Below are 21,059 nucleotides of genomic sequence, written 5' to 3'. Positions count from 1 at the left end.
TCTGGTCCGCTCCTCCACCTGGCAGAGCGGCCTGCCCGTTGACGCCTTCCTTCGCCCAGCGTCTCTGATCCTCTGAGGTGCTATCATCAAACCCCGGAGGCCGAGTGCCCCGGCTTTTTTATTTGGGCCGAAACAGCAGACATCCCTGGGAGGGACGATTCAATGAAATACATATTTGTGACGGGCGGCGTGGTCAGCAGCCTTGGGAAAGGTGTGGCCACGGCCTCGCTCGGGGCGTTGCTGCGGGCGCGCGGGTACAAGGTCACGGCGGTCAAGGTGGACCCCTACATCAACATCGACGCGGGCACCATGCGGCCCTACGAGCACGGCGAGGTGTTCGTGACCGCCTCGGGCGCCGAAACCGACCTGGACCTGGGCAACTACGAGCGCTTCCTGGACCTGGACGTGCCGGAGGGCAGCAATCTGACCACCGGTCAGGTGTACCAGGAGGTGATCCGGCGCGAGCGGGCCGGCGACTACCTCTCGCAGACGGTGCAGGTGATTCCGCACGTCACCGACGAGATCAAGCGGCGCATCCGCACGGCCGGCGAGCGGGCCGGGGCCGAGATCGTGATCGTGGAGGTGGGCGGCACGGTGGGCGATATGGAGAGCCTGCCGTTCCTGGAGGCCATCCGGCAGTTCCGCTTCGACGAGGGCGAGGAGAACACCCTCTACCTGCACCTGACGCTGGTGCCGTACCTGGGCACCAGCAACGAGTTCAAGACCAAACCCACCCAGCACTCGGTGGCGGCGCTGCGCAGCTACGGCATCAGCCCGGACATCGTGATGGTCCGCAGCAAGGAGAAGCTGCCGGAAGACATCACAAAGAAGATCGCGCTGTTTACCAGCGTGCGGTCCAACCGGGTGTTCTCCAGCTACGACGTGCCGCACGTCTACGAGGTGCCCACCGCGCTGGAGGAGCAGGGACTGGGCAAGGCGGTGGAGGAACTGCTGCAGCTGGAACCGGTACTGCCGAACCTCAGCGTGTGGCAGAAGGCGGTGCGGGTGATCCGGCAGCCGGAGCACGAGGTGACCATCGCGCTGGCCGGCAAGTACACCGCCATGCCGGACGCCTACCTGAGCCTGCTGGAGAGCCTGACGCACGCCGGCATCGCCAACGACGCCCGGGTGAACATCAAGTGGGTCAACGCCGAGGACCTGGAGGGCGAGCCGCAGCGCTACTTCGAGGACGTGGACGGCATTCTGGTGCCGGGCGGGTTCGGGATCCGCGGCATCGAGGGCAAGATCCGGGCCGCCGAGTACGCCCGCCTGAACCGGGTGCCGTACCTGGGCATCTGCCTGGGCATGCAGATCGCGGTGATCGAGTACGCGCGGCACGTGGTCGGCCTGGAGGCCGCCAACAGCGCCGAGTTCGACCCGTACGCCCCGCACCGGGTCATCGACCTGATGCCGGAGCAGCTGGAGGTGGGCGGCATGGGCGGCACCATGCGCCTGGGCGACTGGCCGATGCAGCTGGAGGCCGGCACCCGCATGGCCGAGCTGTACAGCGTGCCGCAGGGCGGCTCCGTGATGGAGCGCCACCGCCACCGCTACGAGGTCAACCCGGAGTACGTGCCGCAGCTGCAACAGGCGGGCCTGACCATCAGCGGCGTGACGCCAGGCATGGCCGGGCGCGGCGCCGGACTGGTGGAGAGCATCGAGCTGAAGGACCATCCGTTCTTCGTGGCGATGCAGGCGCATCCGGAGTTCAAGAGCCGCCCGATGCGGCCCAGCCCGCCCTTTGCCGGTTTTATCCGCGCGGCGCTGGACCAGCAGCAGCAGTAAAGACCAGGGAAGCGGGGACGGGAGCTGATGGCTCCCGTCCCCGCTTCCCTTGGGCACAGGCCGTCGCGCCGGCCAGGAAATCAGCCGTGCTCCGGCCGGTACCGCGCCCGCACAATGCCGCTGGGCAGGGCGGTGCTCTCCAGCAGGGTGAGACGGATGTCCGGCAGACCGGACCCAAAGAGCGGAATGCCTGAGCCCAGCACCCGGGGCACCCAGAACAAGGTCAGGTCGGTGACGAGGCCGGCGGCGAGGCCCTGCCGCACGGCGTTTCCACCGTCGAGATACACCCGGCGCTGCCCCTCGGCCCTCAGGCGGGCCAGCAAGTCCGGAAGCGCGCCAGCGAAGAACGCCTCGCCTGCACGCGGCTCGGCGGGGCGATGTGTCAGGACCACCACCCGCTTCCCGGCGTATGGCCACTCAGGAAAGCCCAGCACGGTGTCATAGGTCGTGCGGCCCACCACCAGCACGTCCACCTCCGCCATCAGCCCGGTGTATCCCGTGTCGTCCGGGGAGTCCTGGGGCCCTTCCATCAGCCAGTCGAGCGAGCCGTCCTCGCGGGCAATGTAGCCGTCAAGGCTGAGTGCCAGGAACACCGAGACCTGCATAGCCACACTCTACAGCGGCTGCAGGCGGGTCCGCCGTGCCGCCGCCAGCCGGGCAGCGTGCGCCTCTGACCTGCGGCGTGGCCGGGCACGGACGGACATCACGGTGACGTTTAGGTGTCCTCACCCTATGACAGCGGCGGACGCGTACCGTTGCAGGCTGAGAGGGGGCCACCATGACGACCGACACGAACACCGCGCCACTGCTGGGCGCCGAGCTGACGCCGGAGGGCACCTACTTCCGGGTCTGGAGCACCCGTGCCCGGGAGGTGGCGGTCTGCCTGAACGGTCAGCTGCACCCGCTGGAGCCGCTGACACCGGGCGATTCCCGCTTCCAGACGCTGCTGGAGGCTCCGGCCGGGTCCCGGTATCACTTCGTGCTGGACGGCGTGAAGACCCCGGACCCCTACGCCCGCTTTCTGCCGGAGGGCGTGCATGCCGACGCCGAGGTGATCGACCCGGAGCGCTACATCTGGCAGCACGAGGGCTGGAGCGGACTGGACCTGCAGGAGTGTGTGTTCTACGAGCTGCACGTGGGCACCTTCACCCCGGAGGGCACCTACGAGGCGGCGCTGCAGAAGCTGCCGTACCTGCGCGAACTGGGGGTGACGGCGGTGGAGCTGATGCCGCTGGCCGCCTTCCCCGGGGAGCGCGGCTGGGGCTACGACGGGGTGGCGCTGTTCGCCCCCTACGCCCCGTACGGCCGTCCGGAGGACCTGAAAGCCTTTGTGGACGCCGCGCACGGGCTGGGTCTGGCGGTGTTTCTGGACGTGGTGTACAACCACTTCGGGCCGGACGGCAACTACCTGACCCGCTACAGCCCCGAGTACTTCACCGACCGCTTCCATACCCCGTGGGGCAACGGCCTGGACTACCACGAGGAGCACATGCGGCGGCTGATCACCCTGAACGCCCGCATGTGGCTCACCGAGTACCGCTTCGATGGCCTGCGGCTGGACGCCACCCAGGAGATTCAGGACGACAGCGAGCGCCATATCCTGCGCGAGCTGGCCGACGCGGTCCATGCCCTGGGCGGCCATCACCTGATGGTGGCCGAGGACTACCGCAACCTGCCGGAACTGGTCACCGAGATGCATCTGGACGCGATCTGGGTGGACGACTTCCACCACACGGTGCGGGTGACGCTGACCGGCGAGACCGACGGGTACTATGGCCCGTTCGAGCGCGGCGCGGCGGCGCTGGCCCACGTGTTGCAGCGCGGCTGGGTGTATGAGGGCCAGAACTGGCCGCTGCGCGACGAGCCGCGCGGCAAACCGGCCGATGCCCTGGAGGCGTCCAGCTTCGTGTACTTCATCCAGAACCACGACCAGATCGGCAACCGGCCCAAAGGTGACCGGCTGTCGCACCACCCGCAGGTGACCCCGCAGGCGTACCGGGCGGCCAGCATGCTGCTGCTGTTCCTGCCGATGACGCCGTTGCTGTTCCAGGGCCAGGAGTGGGCGGCCAGCACGCCGTTCCAGTTCTTCACCGACCATCACGGAGAGCTGGGGGCACTGGTATCCGAGGGGCGGCGGCAGGAGTTCGGGCACTTCGAGGGCTTTGACGACTCGGTGCCGGACCCACAGGACGAGGCCACCTTCCGGAACAGCAAGCTGCGCTGGGACGAGCAGGAGCAGGGAGACCACGCCGCAACGCTGACGCTGTACCGCGAGCTGCTGGAGTTGCGCCGCTCCGACTCGGTGCTGATGGACGCCCGGCGTGACCGGCTGGAGGCGGGCCATGACGGCGACGTGCTGTGGGTGCGCCGCCAGGACGACGCGGGCGAGCGGCTGCTGCTGTGGAACCTGGGCGAGCCGAGGGCGCTGGACGACCTGAAGCTGCCGTCTCCCCTGCCACCCCGGGTGATTCTGCACAGTGAGGGCGGCACGCCGGACGGGCTGCTGCACACGCACCACGCGGTGCTGAGGGGGAACGCATGACCGGCTCCGCGTCAGGCCGGCTGCCCGGCACCACCTACCGGCTGCAGCTGCACAAGGACTTCACCTTCGCGCGGGCCGAGCGGGTGCTGGACTACCTGAAGCGGCTGGGGATCACGGACCTGTACCTGTCGCCCATCTGGGCGGCCATGCCCGGCAGCACCCACGGCTACGACGTGACCGACCACGCCCAGGTGAACCCGGAGCTGGGCGGGCGCAAGGGGCTGGAGCGGCTCTCGGCGGCGGCCCGGGCGCGCGGCATGGGCGTGATCGTGGACTTCGTGCCGAACCACATGGGCGTGGGTGGCGGTCACAACCCCTACTGGGAGGACGTGCTGGAGCACGGGCAGGCCTCAAGGTACGCCCACTTCTTCGACATTGACTGGCGGCCGCTGAAGCGCTCGCTGGAGGGCAAGGTGCTGCTGCCGGTGCTGGGCGACCAGTACGGCCGGGTGCTGGAGCGCCACGAACTGAAAGTGCAGCGCCAGGGTGGACGCTTCGGGCTGCATTACTACGAGCGGGTGTTCCCGCTGTCGCCGCGCTCGCTGGCCCCGCTGCTGCACCGGGCCGAACAGCTGTGCGAGCTGTCGGAGGCGAGCGACGTGCGCGCCGAACTCGCGTCGCTGTCGCTGCAGGCCGGCAACCTGCCCAACGCCAGCGCCTCGCCGGACGCCGCCGAACGCGCCTCCCGCGCCCGCGAGACGGCCGTGATCCAGCGGCGGCTGGAGGGCATCGCCCAGGCCAGCCCCAGCATTGCCCGCGCGCTGGACGTGGCAGTGCGCGAGCTGAACAGCAACGTGGAGCAGCTGGACCATCTGGTGCAGCAGCAGAACTACCGCTTGGCCTTCTGGCGGGTGGCGTCCGAGCAGATCAACTACCGCCGCTTCTTCGACATCAACGAGCTGGCCGCGCTGCGGATGGAGGACCCGCGCGTTTTCGAGTGGGCCCACCGCCTGCTGCTGGAGCTGGTGCAGCAGGGCGTGGTGACTGGCATCCGGCTGGACCACACCGACGGCCTGTTCGACCCGGCCGGGTACTTCCAGGCGCTGCAGGAGGGGGCGGCGCGCGCGCTGGGCGTGACGTGGACGCCCGGCTCGCCGGACCCGCTGCCGCTGTACGTGGTGGCCGAGAAGATTCTGGAACCGGGCGAGGCGCTGCCGGACGGCTGGCCGATCCACGGCACCACCGGCTACGACTTCCTGGCCCAGCTGAACGGCGTGTTCGTGGACGACGGCAACGCCCAGGAGATGAGCGCGCTGTACCGCCGCGTGACCGGCGACCCCGACCCGTACGGCGAGACGCTGCACGACACCAAGGAACTGATCCTGCGCAGCAGCCTGGCCAGCGAGCTGAACGGTCTGGCCGAGCGGCTGGAGCGGCTGGCCGAGCACGACCTGCGCTGGCGCGACTTCACGCTCAGCACCCTGCGGACCGCGCTGCGCGAGGTGATCGCCTGCTTCCCGGTGTACCGCACCTATGTGCGCCAGGGCGGGGCCAGGGAGCCGGGCGACGACGCCAAGATCCGGCACGCGGTCCGCGACGCTCGGGCCCTCAACCGCGACCTGGACGGCAGCGTCTTCGATTTTCTGGAGGCGGTGCTGACAGTGGACGCGCAGGACGAGCGTCAGCGGCAGGTCTACACCGACTTCGCCATGACCTTCCAGCAGCTCACCGGGCCGGTCACGGCCAAGGGCGCCGAGGACACCGCCTTCTACCGGTACGTGCGGCTGCTGAGCCTGAACGAGGTGGGCAGCGATCCGGCCCTGTTCGGCACGCCGCCCGCCAGCTTCCACCGTCAGACCCAGGAGCGGACGGCCCACTGGCCACACGCGATGCTGGCGGGCAGCACCCACGACACCAAGCGCGGCGAGGACACCCGCGCCCGCATCTCGGTGCTGAGCGAGCTGCCGCAGACGTGGGCCGCCTACCTCAGCGCGTGGTCCCGACTGAGCCGGCCCTTCGAGCAGACGGTCCAGGGCCTGCGCGGCCCGCAGCACTGGCCCGGCCATCAGGACACCTACGCGCTGTACCAGACGATGCTGGGCGCGTGGCCGCTGGACGGCAACCTGGAGGGCTTTCAGGCGCGGCTGGAGGAGTACGCCATCAAGTCGGCGCGTGAGGCCAAGCTACACACCACCTGGGCCAACCCGAACGCGGAGTACGAGGGGCAGCTCACCGGACTGATCGGGGGCCTGCTGGAGAACAGCGACTTCCGGCAGGGCCTGGAGGAACTGCACGCCCGCATCTCGCCCTACGGCGCGCTCAATGGCCTGTCGGCGGCGCTGGTGCGGCTGACCGCGCCGGGCGTCCCCGACACCTACCAGGGCTCCGAGGGCTGGAACCAGTCGCTGGTGGACCCGGACAACCGCCGCCCGGTGGACTATGCCCTGCTGTCGCGGCAGCTCGCGCGGCTGGAAAAGCGGCACGCCAGCGCTCCGCTGCGGCTGGCCACCGAACTGCTGGAGCAGTACCAGGACGGGGCCGTGAAGCAGCTGGTGGTGTGGGCAGCGCTGCAGGCGAGGCAGCAGGAGCCGGAGCTGTTCAGCGAGGGGCGCTATGTGCCGCTCAAGGCCGGCAAGTACCTGCTCAGCTTCGCCCGCGAGCATCAGGACCGGCTGGCGGTGGTGGCCGTTCCGCGCCTGAGCCTGACCCTCACCCGTGAGCAGCAGCCGTGGCCGCTGGGCGAGGTGTGGGGGCAGCGCACCCTGCGGCTGCCTCGCAACGGACGCTACCGCAACCTGCTGACCGGCGAGCGCTTCACGGTGCGCGGTGAGCGGCTGGCCCTGGCCAAGCTGCTGGAGTTCTTCCCGCTGGCGCTGCTGATCTGGGAAGCTTCAGACTGAATGGAGCCGTTCCGGATACAGTTCGGGAACTTTCTTCATGCCGGCTGCGTATCCTGAGACATGAACACATACCTGACCCAGCGGGCCAGTTCGGAATCTGTCGTTCGCAGCTTCATGGGCCGCACCTACTCCTGGATGACCGCCGGGCTGGTGCTGACGGCCGTCATCGCCTACCTCACCGGCCACAACGAGAACACCCTGGCGTGGGCCGGGCAGAACGTCCTGCTGCTGTTCATCGCCCAGTTCGGCGTGGTGATGTTCCTGAGCTTCGCCATCCAGCGCATCAGCAGCATGGTGGCCGGCGTGCTGTTCATGGCCTACGCGGCCCTGACCGGCCTGACCTTCAGCCTGATTCTGCAGCGCTACACCGGCAGCGACGTGACGGCCGCCTTCCTGAGCAGCGCCGGCACCTTCGGCGTGATGAGCGCCTACGGCTACTTCACCAAGCGCAACCTGTCGGCGTGGGGCAACTTCCTGATGTTCGCGCTGATCGGACTGGTGATCGCCATGCTGGTGAACCTGTTCGTGGCGAGCGGCCCGCTGAGTCTGGTCATCAGCGGCATCGGCGTGCTGCTGTTTGCTGCGCTGACCGCCTACGACACCAACAAGCTGCGTCAGATTGCCCTGACCGGCATGGACGGCGAGCTGGCCGAGAAGACCGCTGTGTTCGGTGCCCTGCAGCTGTACCTGGACTTCATCAACATGTTCCTCTTCCTGCTGCGCCTGTTCGGTGCGGGTGGCAGCAGCCGCAACTGAGCGAGCAAATGGTCAGGCGGGCCGGGAGTACTTCCCGGCCCGCCTCCTTTATGGTGACCCCATGCAACGGCTGATCCTGGTCCGGCACGGCGAAACCCTGAGTGTTGGCCCCAAGCGGCTGCGGGGGCAGGACAGCCTGCCGGACCCCCTCAGCGCGCTGGGGGCCCGGCAGGCGGCCGCCTGTGGAGAGGCGCTGGCCGCCCTCCAGCTTCCGGAGCCGCGCGTCTACGCCAGTTCGTATCTGCGGGCCCAGCAGACCGCTCAGCTGATCGGGCATGCCCTGAACGTTCCGGTGCAGGTGTTGGACGGCCTGCACGAGCTCGACCCGGGCCACTGGACCGGGCGGCCCCAGAGCGATCTCCAGACGCTCGGGCACCTGTTGACCCGGCCGGACGGGTCGTTCGGCTTTCCCGGTGGTGAGGATCAGGCGGCCGCGGCCCGGCGTGGTCAGGCCGCGCTGAAAGCGGCGTTGGCCCAGGGCGGCACCCCGGTTGTGGTGTCACACGGGCTGATGATCCGGGTGCTGCTGAGCGAGTTGCTGGGGGCGGGCGGCCCGCTGTGCTGGGGCAGCGGCCCCTACGATCATCCGGCCGCCGCGTGGTCAGAGCTGAGCGGGCAGGGTGGCCGGTGGACCGCGGTGCGGCTTCGTGCCACCGCGCCGGTGCCTCAAATCTGACGCTGCTCCACCTGCCAGCGCTCCAGCAACTCGCGCGCCTGCCGGGCATGCAGTTCCTCGATCATCTGGCCCTGGTGGCTGACCACGCCCTGGCCCTGGGCCGCGGCGGCCTCCCAGCGCTCCAGCAGCGCGCGGGCCGCCTGCGCCTCCTCGTCGCTCACGCCGTACACCCGGTTGGCCCCCTCAAGCTGGGATGGATGGATCAGGGTTCGGCCATCGAAGCCCAGGTCACGGCCCTGCACACAGCTGACCAGGAAGCCCTCAGGGTCCTTTAAGTCGTTCCATACCGCGTCCAGCGTCAGCAGGCCATGGGCCCGGGCGGCCAGCACCACCGCCGAGAGTGCATATAACAGCGGCTGCCGGTCCCGGCCCGGACGTGCCCGCAGGCCCAGCGCCAGGTCGTTGGCGCCGGCCATCAGTCCGGCCACGCCCGGCACCCGGCTCAGCTCCGGCGCGTTCAGCACCCCCAGCGGCGTCTCGATCATCAGCCAGAGCGGGATGCCCAGGTGCAGGTCGCGGATCACGGCCGCCTGCTCACTCTTGGGCAGCACGATCCCCGCCGGAGCCGCGGTGAGCGCCATCTCCAGGTCCGCCTGGAAGTGCGGCGTCTCCGGGGTGTTCAGGCGCACCAGCACCGGGCCGGGAAAGCGCCTGTCCGCCAGGAAGCGGGCGGCCGCCTGCCGGGCCTCCGCCTTGGCGCCGGGCGCCACCGCGTCCTCCAGGTCCAGCACCAGCGCGTCTGCCGCGAGCCCGGCAGCTTTCTCCAGCGCCCGGGGCTTGTCGGCTGGCACGTACAGCACCGAGCGCCAGGAACTCATCGGCGGCGCTCCGGAGCCCGGCGCCGCGCGGCACTGGAGGCGAGCAGCAGCGGCACCAGCGCCAGCAGCATCCGCGTCACCCGCATCGGCTCAGCCCCCCTGCAGCACCGCTTCGATGCGGTCCAGCTCGGCCTCGCTGAGCGGTGCCCCGTTAAGCGCCCCCACCAGTTCATTCAGCTGCTCCGGACGGCTGGCCCCCACCAGCGCCGAGGTGACCTCCGGGTGCCGCAGCACCCAGGCCAGCGCCAGCTGGGCCAGCGACTGGCCGCGCGCCTGGGCCACCTCGTTCAGCCGGGCGATCTGGGAGAGCCGCTGGTCGGTGAGGTGTTCCGGGCGCAGGAAGCCCACCTTGCCGGCCGCCCGCGAGTCCTCGGGAATGCCGTGCAGGTACTTGCCGGTCAGCATGCCCTGGGCCAGCGGGCTGAACACGATGCTGCCCATGCCCTCGTCGCGCAGCGCTTCCAGCAGGCCCTGTTCCACGCCGCGCTCGAACATGCTGTATTTCGGCTGGTGAATCAGGCAGGGGGTGCCCTGTTCGCGCAGCAGCGCGGCGGCGCGGCGGGTCAGCTCCGGCGGATAGTTGCTGATGCCCACGTACAGCGCCCGTCCGCTGCGGACGATGTCGCTGAGGGCCATCATCGTCTCCTCCAGCGGGGTTTCCGGGTCGGGGCGGTGATGGTAGAAGATGTCCACGTAGTCCAGGCCCAGGCGCTGCAGGCTCTGGTCCAGGCTGGCGTGCAGGTACTTGCGACTCCCCCAGTCGCCATACGGCCCCGGCCACATGGTGTAGCCGGCCTTGCTGCTGATGATCAGCTCGTCGCGGTACGGGCGCAGGTCCTGGGCCAGCAGCTGCCCGAAGGTCTGCTCGGCGCTGCCGGGAGGCGGCCCGTAGTTGTTGGCCAGATCGAAGTGGGTGATGCCCAGGTCGAAGGCGCGGCGCACCATGGCGCGGGCATTCTCCAGCCGGTCAATGCCGCCGAAGTTGTGCCACAGCCCCAGCGAGATGGCCGGCAGTTTCAGGCCGCTCCGCCCGGTGCGGCGGTACGGCAGGTGGTCGTAGCGGTCGGCGGCCGGCAGGTAGGCGTTCAGCTGGGTCATGAGGTCGGACCTTCTTTCGTCGGGCGGTGTGCCCGCCATTCGCTCGGCACCGTACCACGCGCCGCCAGTCCGGGCGATTGTGTCCGGCGCTGCGCTGGAGAATTGACAGCATTCACTGGACGTGTCATCTTCTTTGTAACCGCTTACAATCCTGCAGCCGACCCCGGTCTGCCGCCGGCGTCGTATTGTAACCGGTTACATGATCGAAGCTCGCCCTCTACATCAGGCCCAACTCCACCGAGGTCCGCATGCCCAAGCCCACCATCGATGACATCGCCCGCGCCGCCGGCGTGAGCAAGGGAACCGTGAGCCGGGTGATCAACCAGCACAGCACGGTGGCCCAGCGCACCCGCGCCCGCGTCGAGGCGCTGATGAGCGAGATGGGCTACGTGCCGGACCCGGCCGCCCGCCACCTGTCGTGGCGGACTGGGCAGACGCTGGGCCTGTCCACCCTCTCCGGCGACCCGCTTCTCAGCCCGTATCAGGTGCTGTTCCGGCGGGCGCTGGAGCAGCACACCGCGCCGGCCGGCGTTCAGCTGCTGGACCTGCACGGCGACCTGGGCACGGTGGGCCGGCTGCCCTCAGCGGTGCTGCTGATGCACATCCGCGACGACGACAGCCGGCTGCCGTTCCTGGAGCAGCAGGGCGTGCCGGTGGTGCTGATCGGCCACCATCCGCAGCACAGCTGGGTGGCCCCGGACGACCGGGGCGGCGCGGCGCTGGCCACCCGGCAGCTCACGCAGGCGGGACACCGTGACCTGCTGTTCCTGGGCAGCGGTGAAAGTCAGGTGGCGCGCGACCGGCACGCCGGGTTCCTGGACGCGGCGCGGGAGGTGGGAGCCACCGTGCAGACGCTGCCCGGCGGGTTCACCGTGCTGGACGGCTACCGCACCGTCCGCCGCGCCTGGGAGGACGGCCTGCGCTTCAGCGGCTGTTTCGCGGCCAGCGATGAGCTGGCGGTGGGCGTGGTGGCCGCCCTCTCGGACCTGGGGCTGGAAGTGCCTCAGGACGTGTCGGTGGTGGGCTTCGACGGCCTGCCGGAACTGCCGCTCCCCATTCCGCTCAGCACGGTAGCCCAGGACATCGCCGGCATTGCCGAGGTGGCCCTGAAGCTGGTGCAGGAAGCCCTGGAGGGCCTGCCGCCCCGCGGCGAGTACGTGCCGGTGGTGCTGCAGCCGGGCGCCACCGTGGCGCCCGCCCCCCGCTGACCCTGATATTCGTGCTCTTTGTACTCCCCCGGAGGTTTTCATGAAACGGACTGCGCTTTCCCTGCTCGCCCTCAGCCTGATCGCCGCCGGCGCCCAGGCCCAGACCACCATCAAGATCAACGGCTACGCCGGTCAGGACCCGGCCATCGTCGGCGACCTGATCAACCGCTTCGTGAAGCCGCAGCTGGCCAAGGACAACATCAGCGTGGTGTACGAGCCGCTGCAGGGCGACTACAACCAGAGCCTCACCACCCTGCTGGCCGCCGGCAACGCCGGTGACGTGTTCTACCTGCCGGCCGAGACGCTCGACACCTACGTGGCCACCAACAAGATCCAGCCGCTCAACGGCCTGGTGTCCACCACGCCGTTCCTCAAGAGCCTGAACACCACCTTCACCCGCAACGGCAAGGTCTACGCCATCGCCAAGGACTTCAACACCCTGACGCTGGTCTACAACAAGGACCTCTTCGATGAGGCCAAGGTGGCGTACCCGAACAACAACGACACCTGGACCAGCCTGCAGACCAAGCTCACCAACCTGAAGAAGGCGCTGGGCAACGACTACTACGGCATCTGCCTGGCCCCGGACTTCGCGCGGATGGGGCAGTTCGCCTTCGCCAACGGCTGGAACCAGTTCGACAGCAAGGGCAAGACCAACCTGCAGGACCCGGCCTTCGTGGCGGCCTTCAACTACTTCACCGGGCTGGCCAAGAACAAGGTCGGCGTACAGCCCAGTGAGCTGTCGCAGGACTGGTCCGGCGGCTGCCTGGCCACCGGCAAGGTCGGGGTGGCCATTGAGGGCAACTGGATCGTGGGCTTCCTGAAGGACAACGCGCCGAACCTGAAGTACGGCACCGCCCTGATTCCGAAGGCCGACAAGACCGGCAAGCGCGGCAACTTCCTGTACACGGTCGGCTGGGCCATCAACAGCGACTCCAAGAACAAGGCCGCTGCCGCCAAGGTGCTGAACATCCTGACCAGCGCGCCGGTGCAGCAGTACGTGCTGGAGCAGGGCCTGGCCATTCCCAGCCGCACCGCCCTGCAGTCCAACGCCTACTTCAAGAAGACCGACCCCGGCGCGCAGAACAGCCTGGCGGTGTTCCAGGGCGCCTCGGACGGCACCGTCAAGGGATACACCTTCGGGCCGCAGGGTCCGGACTGGATCAAGCCGATCAACACGGCGCTGGCCGCCGTGCTGAGTGGGCAGAAGAGTGCGGCGGACGCGCTCAAGCAGGCCCAGTCGGACATGAACACCCTCCAGAAGCGCTGATCCGGCATCTCATCGCACGGGGGGTCGGCAGCCACAGCCGCGGCCCCCCGTGCCGCTGACCGGCGCTGGGGAACGCGGGCCCCGCGCCTCTCCCCCGGCTCCACTGTCTGCGCCCAGGAGGGTGTCATGTACAAGAAGGCTCAGGCAACCGCCACGGCCTACCTGTTTCTCGCTCCGTTTCTGATCAGCACGCTGGTGTTCTTCTTCTATGCCTTCGCGCGTGCGCTGTACTACTCGTTCACCGACTTCAACCTGTTCAACACGCCGCACCTGATCGGCCTGCGGCCCTACGTGGACGTGCTGGCCGACCCGTCGTTCCGGCGGGCGCTGGCCAACACGCTGATCTTCTCCATCTCGGTGACGATCCTGCAGACCATCGGCTCGCTGCTGATGGCCGTCGCCCTCAACAACCGCATCCGGGGGCAGGCGTTCTTCCGTTCGGCGTGGTACATGCCCAGCATCACCTCGTCGGTGGTCATCACGCTGATCTTCCTGTGGCTGTTCCAGCGCCGGGGCGTGGCCAACTACCTGATCACGCAGTTCCAGACGTATCTGCCGATCATCCTCTCGTTCCTGGGCATCCTGGTGGCGGCCCAGATCATCCAGGTGCTGTACGAGCGCTCACGGCGACTGCCGGCCGGCTGGTTTGACCCCGCGCTGGCCGCCGTGAGCGCCCTGATCGCGGCCGGCCTGACCGCGCTGCTGAGCGTGCTGGGTGTGGTGGGGGCGCGTGCGGTGCAACCGTTTGACTTCCAGTACTTCTCCGACAGCTGGCTGAGCATCGGCGGGGTGCAGGTGCTGAGCATGCCGCTGCTGGTGGTCATCATCATGAACACCTTCACCACCATTCCGACCCTGATGCTGTTCTTCCTGGCGGGCCTGCAGAACATCCCCGGGGCGCTGTACGAGGCCGCCGACATCGACGGCGCGACGCCCTACCAGAAACTCAGGAACGTGACGGTCCCGATGCTGCGACCGGTCACGTTTTTTGTGGTGACGGTCAGCCTGATCGGCACCATGCAGATGTTCGATCAGGTGGCGGTGATCGGCAGCGCCGCGCCGCAGAACACCCTGATCACCCTGGCGTACTACGTGTACGCCAACACCTTCAAGTCCGGCGCTGCGCCGGTCAACATGGCCGCCGCCGCCGCCATCATCCTGGCGCTGATCATCCTGCTGATGGTGTTCATCCAGCGGCGCTTCTTCGTCACGGCGGAGGCCCAGTGATGGGGCCGCTGTCCTGCCTGCAAGGAGGGTTCCGATGACTGTTCCGTCTCTGCCGGCCCGGGCGACGGCCGCCATCCCGGACCAGGAGCGCTGGCTGCAGCGCCGCCGCTGGTCCCGGGCCGGCTGGCTGTACGCCTTCATGCTGGTGATGAGCCTGGTGTTCCTGGGCCCCTTCCTGATGGGCCTGCTGAGCAGCGTCAAGGACAACCCCAACGAGTACCCGCCCCGGCTGCTGATTCCGCAGTTCAGCGCCCAGGTGATCCGCAACGCCTACCGGCTGGGCCAGCAGGGCAGCGGCGACGGCTGGAACGGTGGCCTGAGCCCGGACCATCAGGTGACCTTCGACGTCTCGGTGCGTTCGCCCGCCGGGGCCCCGCAGGCCGCGCCGAGCATCGCGCTGTTTCCGTACCAGCCGAACAGCCTGGTGGCCATCGCCCGGCAGGCGCAGGCCAAGGATTACGCCCGCGTCTCGACCGTTCAGGTGGGGCAGCAGGGCGACGTGCGCCAGTACCGCACCACCGTGAGCTACCCGGCCCTGACCCGGCGCACCGGAGCACTGGTGCGCGCCAAACTCGGTCAGGCCAGCAGCACCCTGCAGGCGATCCTGCCCGGCGGGAACACGGTCCCCGTCACCCTCGACACGCCGGAGGCCCAGGCGGTCCAGTACCAGCTGAACCAGGATCAGGTGGTGGAACTGGTGCACTCGGGCAACGCCTACTACCTGCGCGGCCCGATCTTCCAGCGCACCCCGCTGGAGGTGGACGTGCAGCGCGGGCAGAGCATCGTGGACAGCACCATCCCGGCCAGCGACCGGCAGAACTTTGACCGCAGCTTCGCCTACCGCAACATCACGCCCGGATTCCTGGGCTACACCTTCAACAACTACCGCCGCGCCTTCGATGAAACCATGGACCCCACCTCGGGCCGCAGCCTGTTCCTGTCGTGGATGTTCAACTCGTTCCTGTACGCCTTCCTGCGGGTGGCGGCGGCCATCGTCTTCTGCTCGCTGGCCGGTTACGCGCTGGCCCGGCTGAACTTTCCCGGCCGCAACCTGCTGTTCCTGGTGGGGGTGCTGTTCGTGCAGATGGTGCCCAGCCAGGTGAACCTGGTCAGCAATTACGTGCTGCTGCGCGACCTGCACCTGCTGAACATCTGGGGCCTGTGGCTCAACGGGCTGGTGGCGGCGGGCGGCGTGTTCCTGATGAAGCAGTTCTTCGAGGGCATGCCCAAGGAACTGGAGGAATCGGCAAGCATCGACGGCGCGGGGCCCTTCACCACCTTCTGGCGCGTCATGCTGCCCCAGGCGGGACCGGCGCTGACCGCGCTGGCCATCACCCAGTTCCAGGGCGCCTGGAACGACTTCTTCTGGCCGGTGGTGCTGCTGCGCCAGAACACCAACTTCACGCTGACGGTGGGCCTGTCCAACTTCCGGCAGGCCTACGGCGGCCAGGGCGACTACGGCCTGATCCTCTCGGGCGCCGTGCTGAGCGCCATCCCGGTCATCATCGTGTTCGTGGTGTTTCAGCGCTACTTTATCAGCACCGGTGCAGACAGCGCCGTCAAGGGCTGATCCGGCCCGGCGCCCCCTCTATCTGGAGTTCCTATGTTGAGTACACGCACCGTCCTGAAAGACAATGAGCTGTACCTGGTGGGCGACGCCGCGTATACGGTCGCCTCCGGGGAGGCGGGCCTGTACCGCCGCGACACCCGCCACCTCTCCCGCTACCGCTGGCTGTTGGACGGCGAGGCCCCGCAACCGCTGGTGCAGCACCTGCGCTCGCCGTTCTGGATGCATGAGGAGGCCGGCAACGCCAACCTGGGCTACACCATGCACACCGGCCTCACCCGGGACCTGACGCTCAGCGCGGGCGGCCTGCAGGACCGTGTGACGGTCCGGATCTACACCCCGGGCCAGCACCGGCTGAGCCTGGAACTGGCCGCCGACTTTGTGGACATGTTCGAGGTGCGCGGCTGGCAGCCGCTGGAGGGCCGGGTGGTGACCGCCAAGGCGGTGCCGGGCGGCGTGGCCTTCCGCTACACCGCCGGCGACGGCCTGCAGGTCAGCACGGTGGTGACCAGCAGCCCCGCCGGCGAGTGGGACGGCTCGGCGCTGCACTGGACGGTAGACCAGGACCTGACCGTGACGGTCACGGTTCAGGCGCTGAACGGCCAGGAAGCTCCGCCCCTGCCGGACCCGGCAGCGCTGCTGCAGGATTACCGTCAGTGGGAAGCCCCCTTCACGCTGCCGGATTCCGCCGACCAGCATGTGCTGGAGCGCAGCCTGCAGGACCTGCGCAGCCTGCTGTTCCATACCCCGCAGGGCCCCTTTCCGGCGGCGGGCCTGCCGTGGTTCGTGGCGCCCTTTGGCCGCGACTCGCTGATCATCGCCCATCTGGTGCAGCATCACCGCCCGGACGTGGCGCTGGGCGTGGCGCGCTACCTGGCCGCCCATCAGGGCCAGCGCTTCGATGACGCGACCCTGGAGCAGCCGGGCAAGATCCTGCACGAGGAGCGCACCGGTGAACTGACCCGCACCGGTCAGACCGCGTTCCGGCCGTACTACGGCACCGCCGACGCCACGCCGCTGTTCGTGTGGCTGGTGGGCGAACTGAGCCGCTCGTATCCGGAACTGGCCCGCGAACTGCGCCCCAACTGGGAAGCCGCGCTGGAGTGGATGATGGGTCCCGGCGACCCGGACCAGGACCTGCTGATCGAGTACACGCCGCATGCGGAGGGCATCCGCAATCAGGTATGGAAGGACAGCGGCGACAGCACCTTCAGCGCCGAGGGGGTGGACGCCGAGGGCAGCATCGCCGTAATCGAGGTGCAGGGGTACGCCTACGCCGCCTACCTCGCCGGCGCGCAGCTGTCGCGGCTGGTGGGTGAGCCGGAACGGGCAAACGGGTACTTCGAGCGGGCGCAGGCGCTGCGCGAACGGGTGCAGCAGACCTTCTGGTGGCCCGAGCGCAACTACTACGCCCACGCGCTGGACGGCCAGAAACGGCCGTTGAAGGTGCTGGTCAGCAACCCGGCCCACACGCTCTGGACCGGCCTGTTTGCCCCGGAGTACGCGGGCGCGGTGGTGAAGGCCGCCATGAGCTCGGAACTGTACAGCGGCTGGGGCCTGCGGACGCTCGGCACCGGGGAGGTGCGCTACAACCCGGTCAGCTATCACAACGGCTCGGTGTGGCCGCACGACACGGCGGTGTTCGCGCTGGGCATGGAGCGCTACGGCTATGAGGCCGAGGCGCGGCGGGTGGCCCGCGACCTGTATGACGCGGCCCGCTGGGCGACGGACGCGCGGCTGCCGGAACTGTTCGCCGGGTTCGCCCGCGAGGACGGCCCGCCGGTGCCGTATCCGGCCGCCTGCCACCCGCAGGGGTGGGACGCGGCCATTCCGCTGGCTCTGGCCCACCTGATCGCCGAGCCGGTCAGCCCGGCCGAACGGGTGGAGTCCAAGCAGGGCTCATAGACGCCCGGCACCCTCCAGGCCTCCCAATCCCAGCGGCACCCGGGCCATCACCCGGGTGCCGCGCTGTTGTCGCGCTCCATCCACTCGCGCCGCAGCAGGGCCAGCTGCACGCTGTCATAGCGCTGGCCCTCCCACAGCCGGGCCTCCGGGACCCGGCCGCACTCACGGTACCCGACCCGCTCGGCTGCCCGCACCATGCGCTGGTTGCCGCTCCAGGTGGTCAGCGTCAGCAGGTGGGCCGGGGTTTCCTGCAGGGAGCGGCGGGTCCACTCGCGCAGCGCCGTGGTGCCGTACCCGCCGCCCCAGTGCACCGGATCGAAGATCACGATGCCGAGTTCCAGCCAGCCGCCCACCTCGGGCGGGTCCCAGCGCCGCGTGACGATGCCGCTCATCGCCCCATCAATCTCGATGATCTGCTGATGCGGGGAACTCAGATCCGACATGGCCTGCGTGAGGTAGCGGGCCAGGGTTAGTGGCGGAATGGCCCGGGCTTCATGCAGGTAGGGCGCGTCCCAGCGTTTCCACTCGGCGTCCGGCAGGTCATACACCCAGCGCCACAGTTCGGAGAGGTCGGTCACGGTGCGGGGGCGCAGGCGCATCATTCGCCCATGCTGCCACAGCGCAGGGTGGCCGGTGAACAGGGCAAAAAAAAGACGTCCTCTTCGGACGTTGATAAGAAAAATATAGCGTCAAATACAGGCGTTGTCAAGCCTATGCATCCGAACGGAGACACAGAGGCGGCCCACTTCCGGGCCGCCCCTCCTCGTTACAGGAAGCGGAACTGACCGTCCTGCAGGTCCACCGTCACGTCTCCCCCGCCCTGCAGCCGGCCGAACAGCAGCAGATCAGCCAGCGGGCGGCTCAGCTCGCGCTCGATGACGCGGGCCAGTGGGCGCGCTCCCATCGCCGGGTCGTAGCCGAGTTCGGCCAGCCGGGCGCGCGCTGCTGGCGTGACCTGCAGCGCGGCGGCACGCTCCTGCAGCTGCGCCGTGAGCTGCGCCAGGAACTTGTCCACCACCTGCGCCATCACTTCCGGGGCCAGTGGGCGGAACAGCAGCACGCCGTCCAGCCGGTTGCGGAACTCCGGCGTAAAGGTGCGCGTGACCGCCTCCAGCATCTGGCCCTCGCGCCCGCTGCGCCCGAAGCCCAGGGCGGGCCGCGCGGCGTCGGCAGCCCCGGCGTTGGTGGTGTAGAGGATGATCAGGCCGCGTCCGTCCACTTTCTTGCCGGTGTGGTCGGTCAGAGTGCCGTGGTCCATCAGCTGCAGGAACACGTTGTACACGTCCGGATGTGCCTTCTCGATCTCGTCGAGCAGCAGCACCGCGTGCGGATGCTTGCTGATGCCGTCGGTGAGCAGGCCGCCCTGATCGAAGCCCACGTAGCCGGGCGGCGCCCCGATCAGGCGCGAGGCGGTGTGCGCCTCCTGGTACTCGCTCATGTCGAAGCGCAACAGCTCCACCCCCAGCCGCTCGGCCAGCGCGCGGCTCAGCTCGGTCTTGCCCACGCCGGTCGGCCCGGCCAGCAGGAACGCGGCCTGCGGTCGCTGCGGGTCGCGCAGCCCGGCGCGGGCCAGCTTGACCGCGCTGGCGATGGTCTCCACGGCCTCGTCCTGGCCGTACACCCGCCCCTTCAGGTCGTGTTCCAGCGTGGCGAGGCTCTGCACCTCCTCGGCCTTGACCGCTCCCAGCGGCACCCGCGCCATCCGCGACACGGTCGCCTCAATGTCGGCCACGGTGACGGTCTGGCCGCCCCCTGAGCGCCCGGCGCTGTAGGCGGCCCCCGCCTCGTCCAGCACATCAATGGCCTTGTCCGGCAGGAAACGGTCGCGCAGGTGCCGCACGCTCAGGGCCACGGCAGCGGCCAGCGCGTCTTCGTCGTACCGGACCCGGTGGTGCTCGGCGTAGCGCGAGGCCAGCCCCCTCACGATCGCCAGCGCGTCGGCCTCGGACGGTTCCGGCACCTCCACCACCCCGAAGCGCCGCCACAGCGCCCGGTCACGCTCCAGGTGGCGCAGTTCCTGCGGCGTGGTGGCGCCCAGCACCCGCAGCCGCCCGCGCGCCAGCGCCGGCTTGAGCAGGTTGGCGGCGTCCATGCTGCCGCCCTCGGTGGCCCCAGCGCCCACCAGGGTATGCAGCTCATCGATGAACAGCACGGCGTTCTGGCCGTCCAGTGCCGACAGCACCGCCTTGAGCCGCGCCTCGAAGTCGCCGCGGTAGCGGGTGCCGGCCAGCAGCGCGCCCAGGTCCAGGGCATACACGCTCGCGCCCTTCAGGAAGGCCGGCACGTCGCCGCCCGCCACCTGCTGGGCCAGCCCCTCGGCCAGCGCCGTCTTGCCCACCCCCGGCTCGCCCACCAGCACCGGGTTGTTCTTGGTGCGCCTCGCCAGGATGTGCGTCAGGCGGGTCAGCTCCGCCTCGCGGCCCACCAGCGGGTCGTAGCGGCCCTCACGGGCCCCGGCGGTCAGGTCCTCGGCGTAGGCCTTCAGCGGATCGTCCTGCGGCTCGGCTTCCGGCTCCGCCCCCTGCTCGTCCACACCCCGGGTGCGGCGCGTCACCTCGCGGCCCGCCACCCGGGCGCGCCCGTGGCTGAGGTAGCTCAGCACGTCCAGCCGGGTCAGGCCCTGGCGCTCCAGCAGGTAGCGTGCCTGGCTGTCCGGCTGCTCCAGCAGTTCGGCCAGCACCCGCGCGCCGTCCACCGGCTCGTCCGGCTTGCCGGAGGCGTAGCGCTGCACCAGCGCCTCCTGCACCACCGCCCGCACCATCAGGCTCAGGTCCGGGCCGTCATCCACCACCTCGAAGTCGGCCAGGGCCAGTTCCAGGTCGCCGCGCAGCCGCTCCAGGCTGACGCCGCAGGCCAGCAGCAGCTCCCGCGCGCTGGGCTCCTCGGTGAGCGCCAGCAGCAGGTGCTCCAGCGTCACGTACTCGTGCCCGCGCCCGGAGGCGTCGTCCACTGCCCGTTGAATGGCGTCCTGCAGCTGTTCACTGATCATGACGCGGCCTCCGGTTCCAGGCTCAGCGCCAGCGGATGGCCCTCCTGGCGCGCGTGGGCCGTCACCTGGGCCGCCTTGGTCTCGGCCACCTCACGGGTGTAGACCCCGGCCAGCCCGGAACCGCGCTGGTGCACGTTCAGCATGATGGTCTCGGCGTCGGCCAGCGACTTGCGGAAGTAGCGCGTCAGCACCATCACCACGAACTCCATCGGGGTGTAGTCGTCGTTGAGCAGCAGCACCCGGAACAGCCGGGGCCGCGTGAGCTGGGTCTGATCCAGCGTCTGCGTCTGGCCACCATCCTGGGACTCTCGCCTGGTCATGAGCGCATGCTAGCGCCTGTGCGCGGCGGGTTTGGGAGCTGACGAACGGTGCCGGGTC

Annotated in this window: 16 protein-coding genes; 10 read left to right on the top strand and 6 right to left on the bottom strand. The window is 69.3% G+C overall.

The features are described from left to right. Positions 1–162 precede the first annotated feature (162 nt). On the top strand, positions 163–1,785 hold the full coding sequence (locus tag ABOD76_RS15520; protein ID WP_350242865.1) for a CTP synthase: 1,623 nt from the start codon (positions 163–165) through the stop codon (positions 1,783–1,785). An 80-nt stretch (positions 1,786–1,865) separates the two neighbouring features. Here ABOD76_RS15520 and ABOD76_RS15515 read toward each other — a convergent pair whose 3' ends face one another. After that, on the bottom strand, positions 1,866–2,390 hold the full coding sequence (locus tag ABOD76_RS15515; RefSeq protein WP_350242864.1) for a dihydrofolate reductase family protein: 525 nt from the start codon (positions 2,388–2,390) through the stop codon (positions 1,866–1,868). A 173-nt stretch (positions 2,391–2,563) separates the two neighbouring features. On the opposite strand from ABOD76_RS15515, the gene treZ reads away from it, so the two are divergent. From treZ to ABOD76_RS15495, 4 genes are all read left to right on the top strand, one after another. Continuing rightward, entirely contained in the window at positions 2,564–4,327 is a 1,764-nt protein-coding gene (gene treZ, locus ABOD76_RS15510) for a malto-oligosyltrehalose trehalohydrolase (RefSeq protein ID WP_350242863.1), read from the top strand. Next, the gene (gene treY, locus ABOD76_RS15505) at positions 4,324–7,167 is read left to right on the top strand and encodes a malto-oligosyltrehalose synthase (RefSeq protein WP_350242862.1); all 2,844 of its coding nucleotides are present in this window, start codon (positions 4,324–4,326) and stop codon (positions 7,165–7,167) included. Before treZ ends, treY begins: the two co-directional genes overlap by 4 nt. A 60-nt stretch (positions 7,168–7,227) precedes the next feature. Next, positions 7,228–7,923 carry a Bax inhibitor-1/YccA family protein gene (locus tag ABOD76_RS15500; RefSeq protein ID WP_350242861.1) on the top strand — a complete coding sequence of 232 codons (696 nt, stop codon included), beginning with the start codon at positions 7,228–7,230 and terminating at the stop codon, positions 7,921–7,923. 61 nt (positions 7,924–7,984) lie between these two features. Then, a complete protein-coding gene (locus ABOD76_RS15495; RefSeq protein ID WP_350242860.1) occupies positions 7,985–8,599 on the top strand; it encodes a histidine phosphatase family protein in 615 nt (204 codons plus the stop codon). Here the strand turns inward: ABOD76_RS15495 and ABOD76_RS15490 are convergent. Beyond that, complete coding sequence (locus ABOD76_RS15490; RefSeq protein WP_350242859.1) at positions 8,590–9,417, bottom strand: HpcH/HpaI aldolase/citrate lyase family protein; 828 nt, start codon at positions 9,415–9,417, stop codon at positions 8,590–8,592. The genes ABOD76_RS15495 and ABOD76_RS15490 overlap by 10 nt on opposite strands. A gap of 90 nt (positions 9,418–9,507) precedes the next feature. Next, the gene (gene mgrA, locus ABOD76_RS15485) at positions 9,508–10,515 is read right to left on the bottom strand and encodes an L-glyceraldehyde 3-phosphate reductase (RefSeq protein WP_350242858.1); all 1,008 of its coding nucleotides are present in this window, start codon (positions 10,513–10,515) and stop codon (positions 9,508–9,510) included. A 248-nt stretch (positions 10,516–10,763) separates the two neighbouring features. On the opposite strand from mgrA, the gene ABOD76_RS15480 reads away from it, so the two are divergent. From ABOD76_RS15480 to ABOD76_RS15460, 5 genes are all read left to right on the top strand, one after another. Then, a complete protein-coding gene (locus ABOD76_RS15480; RefSeq protein WP_350242857.1) occupies positions 10,764–11,723 on the top strand; it encodes a LacI family DNA-binding transcriptional regulator in 960 nt (319 codons plus the stop codon). Between the two features lie 40 nt (positions 11,724–11,763). Further along, on the top strand, positions 11,764–12,993 hold the full coding sequence (locus ABOD76_RS15475; protein ID WP_350242856.1) for an ABC transporter substrate-binding protein: 1,230 nt from the start codon (positions 11,764–11,766) through the stop codon (positions 12,991–12,993). 126 nt (positions 12,994–13,119) lie between these two features. Beyond that, entirely contained in the window at positions 13,120–14,220 is a 1,101-nt protein-coding gene (locus ABOD76_RS15470) for a carbohydrate ABC transporter permease (RefSeq protein ID WP_350242855.1), read from the top strand. Between the two features lie 34 nt (positions 14,221–14,254). After that, positions 14,255–15,790 carry a carbohydrate ABC transporter permease gene (locus ABOD76_RS15465; RefSeq protein WP_350242854.1) on the top strand — a complete coding sequence of 512 codons (1,536 nt, stop codon included), beginning with the start codon at positions 14,255–14,257 and terminating at the stop codon, positions 15,788–15,790. A gap of 33 nt (positions 15,791–15,823) precedes the next feature. Then, positions 15,824–17,692 (top strand): amylo-alpha-1,6-glucosidase, encoded by a 1,869-nt coding sequence (locus ABOD76_RS15460; protein WP_350242853.1) that lies wholly within the window; start codon positions 15,824–15,826, stop codon positions 17,690–17,692. A 47-nt stretch (positions 17,693–17,739) separates the two neighbouring features. Here ABOD76_RS15460 and ABOD76_RS15455 read toward each other — a convergent pair whose 3' ends face one another. The 3 genes from ABOD76_RS15455 to clpS form a co-directional block, all read right to left on the bottom strand. Continuing rightward, positions 17,740–18,294 (bottom strand): GNAT family N-acetyltransferase, encoded by a 555-nt coding sequence (locus ABOD76_RS15455; protein ID WP_350242852.1) that lies wholly within the window; start codon positions 18,292–18,294, stop codon positions 17,740–17,742. 164 nt (positions 18,295–18,458) lie between these two features. Beyond that, a complete protein-coding gene (locus ABOD76_RS15450) occupies positions 18,459–20,681 on the bottom strand; it encodes an AAA family ATPase (protein ID WP_350242851.1) in 2,223 nt (740 codons plus the stop codon). Continuing rightward, entirely contained in the window at positions 20,678–21,001 is a 324-nt protein-coding gene (gene clpS / locus ABOD76_RS15445; protein ID WP_350242850.1) for an ATP-dependent Clp protease adapter ClpS, read from the bottom strand. The genes ABOD76_RS15450 and clpS overlap by 4 nt, the downstream gene beginning before the upstream one ends. Positions 21,002–21,059 lie beyond the last annotated feature (58 nt).

Source organism: Deinococcus sonorensis KR-87 (assembly GCF_040256395.1).
GTDB lineage: Bacteria > Deinococcota > Deinococci > Deinococcales > Deinococcaceae > Deinococcus > Deinococcus sonorensis.
This window is presented reverse-complemented; position numbering and strand designations above follow the sequence as displayed.

What these genes read in the sequence shown, in the direction of transcription:
- ABOD76_RS15520 (WP_350242865.1), top strand. Translation starts at nt 163, where the DNA reads ATGAAATACATATTTGTGACGGGCGGCGTGGTCAGCAGCCTTGGGAAA.
- ABOD76_RS15515 (WP_350242864.1), bottom strand. Translation starts at nt 2,390, where the DNA reads ATGCAGGTCTCGGTGTTCCTGGCACTCAGCCTTGACGGCTACATTGCC.
- treZ (WP_350242863.1), top strand. Translation starts at nt 2,564, where the DNA reads ATGACGACCGACACGAACACCGCGCCACTGCTGGGCGCCGAGCTGACG.
- treY (WP_350242862.1), top strand. Translation starts at nt 4,324, where the DNA reads ATGACCGGCTCCGCGTCAGGCCGGCTGCCCGGCACCACCTACCGGCTG.
- ABOD76_RS15500 (WP_350242861.1), top strand. Translation starts at nt 7,228, where the DNA reads ATGAACACATACCTGACCCAGCGGGCCAGTTCGGAATCTGTCGTTCGC.
- ABOD76_RS15495 (WP_350242860.1), top strand. Translation starts at nt 7,985, where the DNA reads ATGCAACGGCTGATCCTGGTCCGGCACGGCGAAACCCTGAGTGTTGGC.
- ABOD76_RS15490 (WP_350242859.1), bottom strand. Translation starts at nt 9,417, where the DNA reads ATGAGTTCCTGGCGCTCGGTGCTGTACGTGCCAGCCGACAAGCCCCGG.
- mgrA (WP_350242858.1), bottom strand. Translation starts at nt 10,515, where the DNA reads ATGACCCAGCTGAACGCCTACCTGCCGGCCGCCGACCGCTACGACCAC.
- ABOD76_RS15480 (WP_350242857.1), top strand. Translation starts at nt 10,764, where the DNA reads ATGCCCAAGCCCACCATCGATGACATCGCCCGCGCCGCCGGCGTGAGC.
- ABOD76_RS15475 (WP_350242856.1), top strand. Translation starts at nt 11,764, where the DNA reads ATGAAACGGACTGCGCTTTCCCTGCTCGCCCTCAGCCTGATCGCCGCC.
- ABOD76_RS15470 (WP_350242855.1), top strand. Translation starts at nt 13,120, where the DNA reads ATGTACAAGAAGGCTCAGGCAACCGCCACGGCCTACCTGTTTCTCGCT.
- ABOD76_RS15465 (WP_350242854.1), top strand. Translation starts at nt 14,255, where the DNA reads ATGACTGTTCCGTCTCTGCCGGCCCGGGCGACGGCCGCCATCCCGGAC.
- ABOD76_RS15460 (WP_350242853.1), top strand. Translation starts at nt 15,824, where the DNA reads ATGTTGAGTACACGCACCGTCCTGAAAGACAATGAGCTGTACCTGGTG.
- ABOD76_RS15455 (WP_350242852.1), bottom strand. Translation starts at nt 18,294, where the DNA reads ATGATGCGCCTGCGCCCCCGCACCGTGACCGACCTCTCCGAACTGTGG.
- ABOD76_RS15450 (WP_350242851.1), bottom strand. Translation starts at nt 20,681, where the DNA reads ATGATCAGTGAACAGCTGCAGGACGCCATTCAACGGGCAGTGGACGAC.
- clpS (WP_350242850.1), bottom strand. Translation starts at nt 21,001, where the DNA reads ATGACCAGGCGAGAGTCCCAGGATGGTGGCCAGACGCAGACGCTGGAT.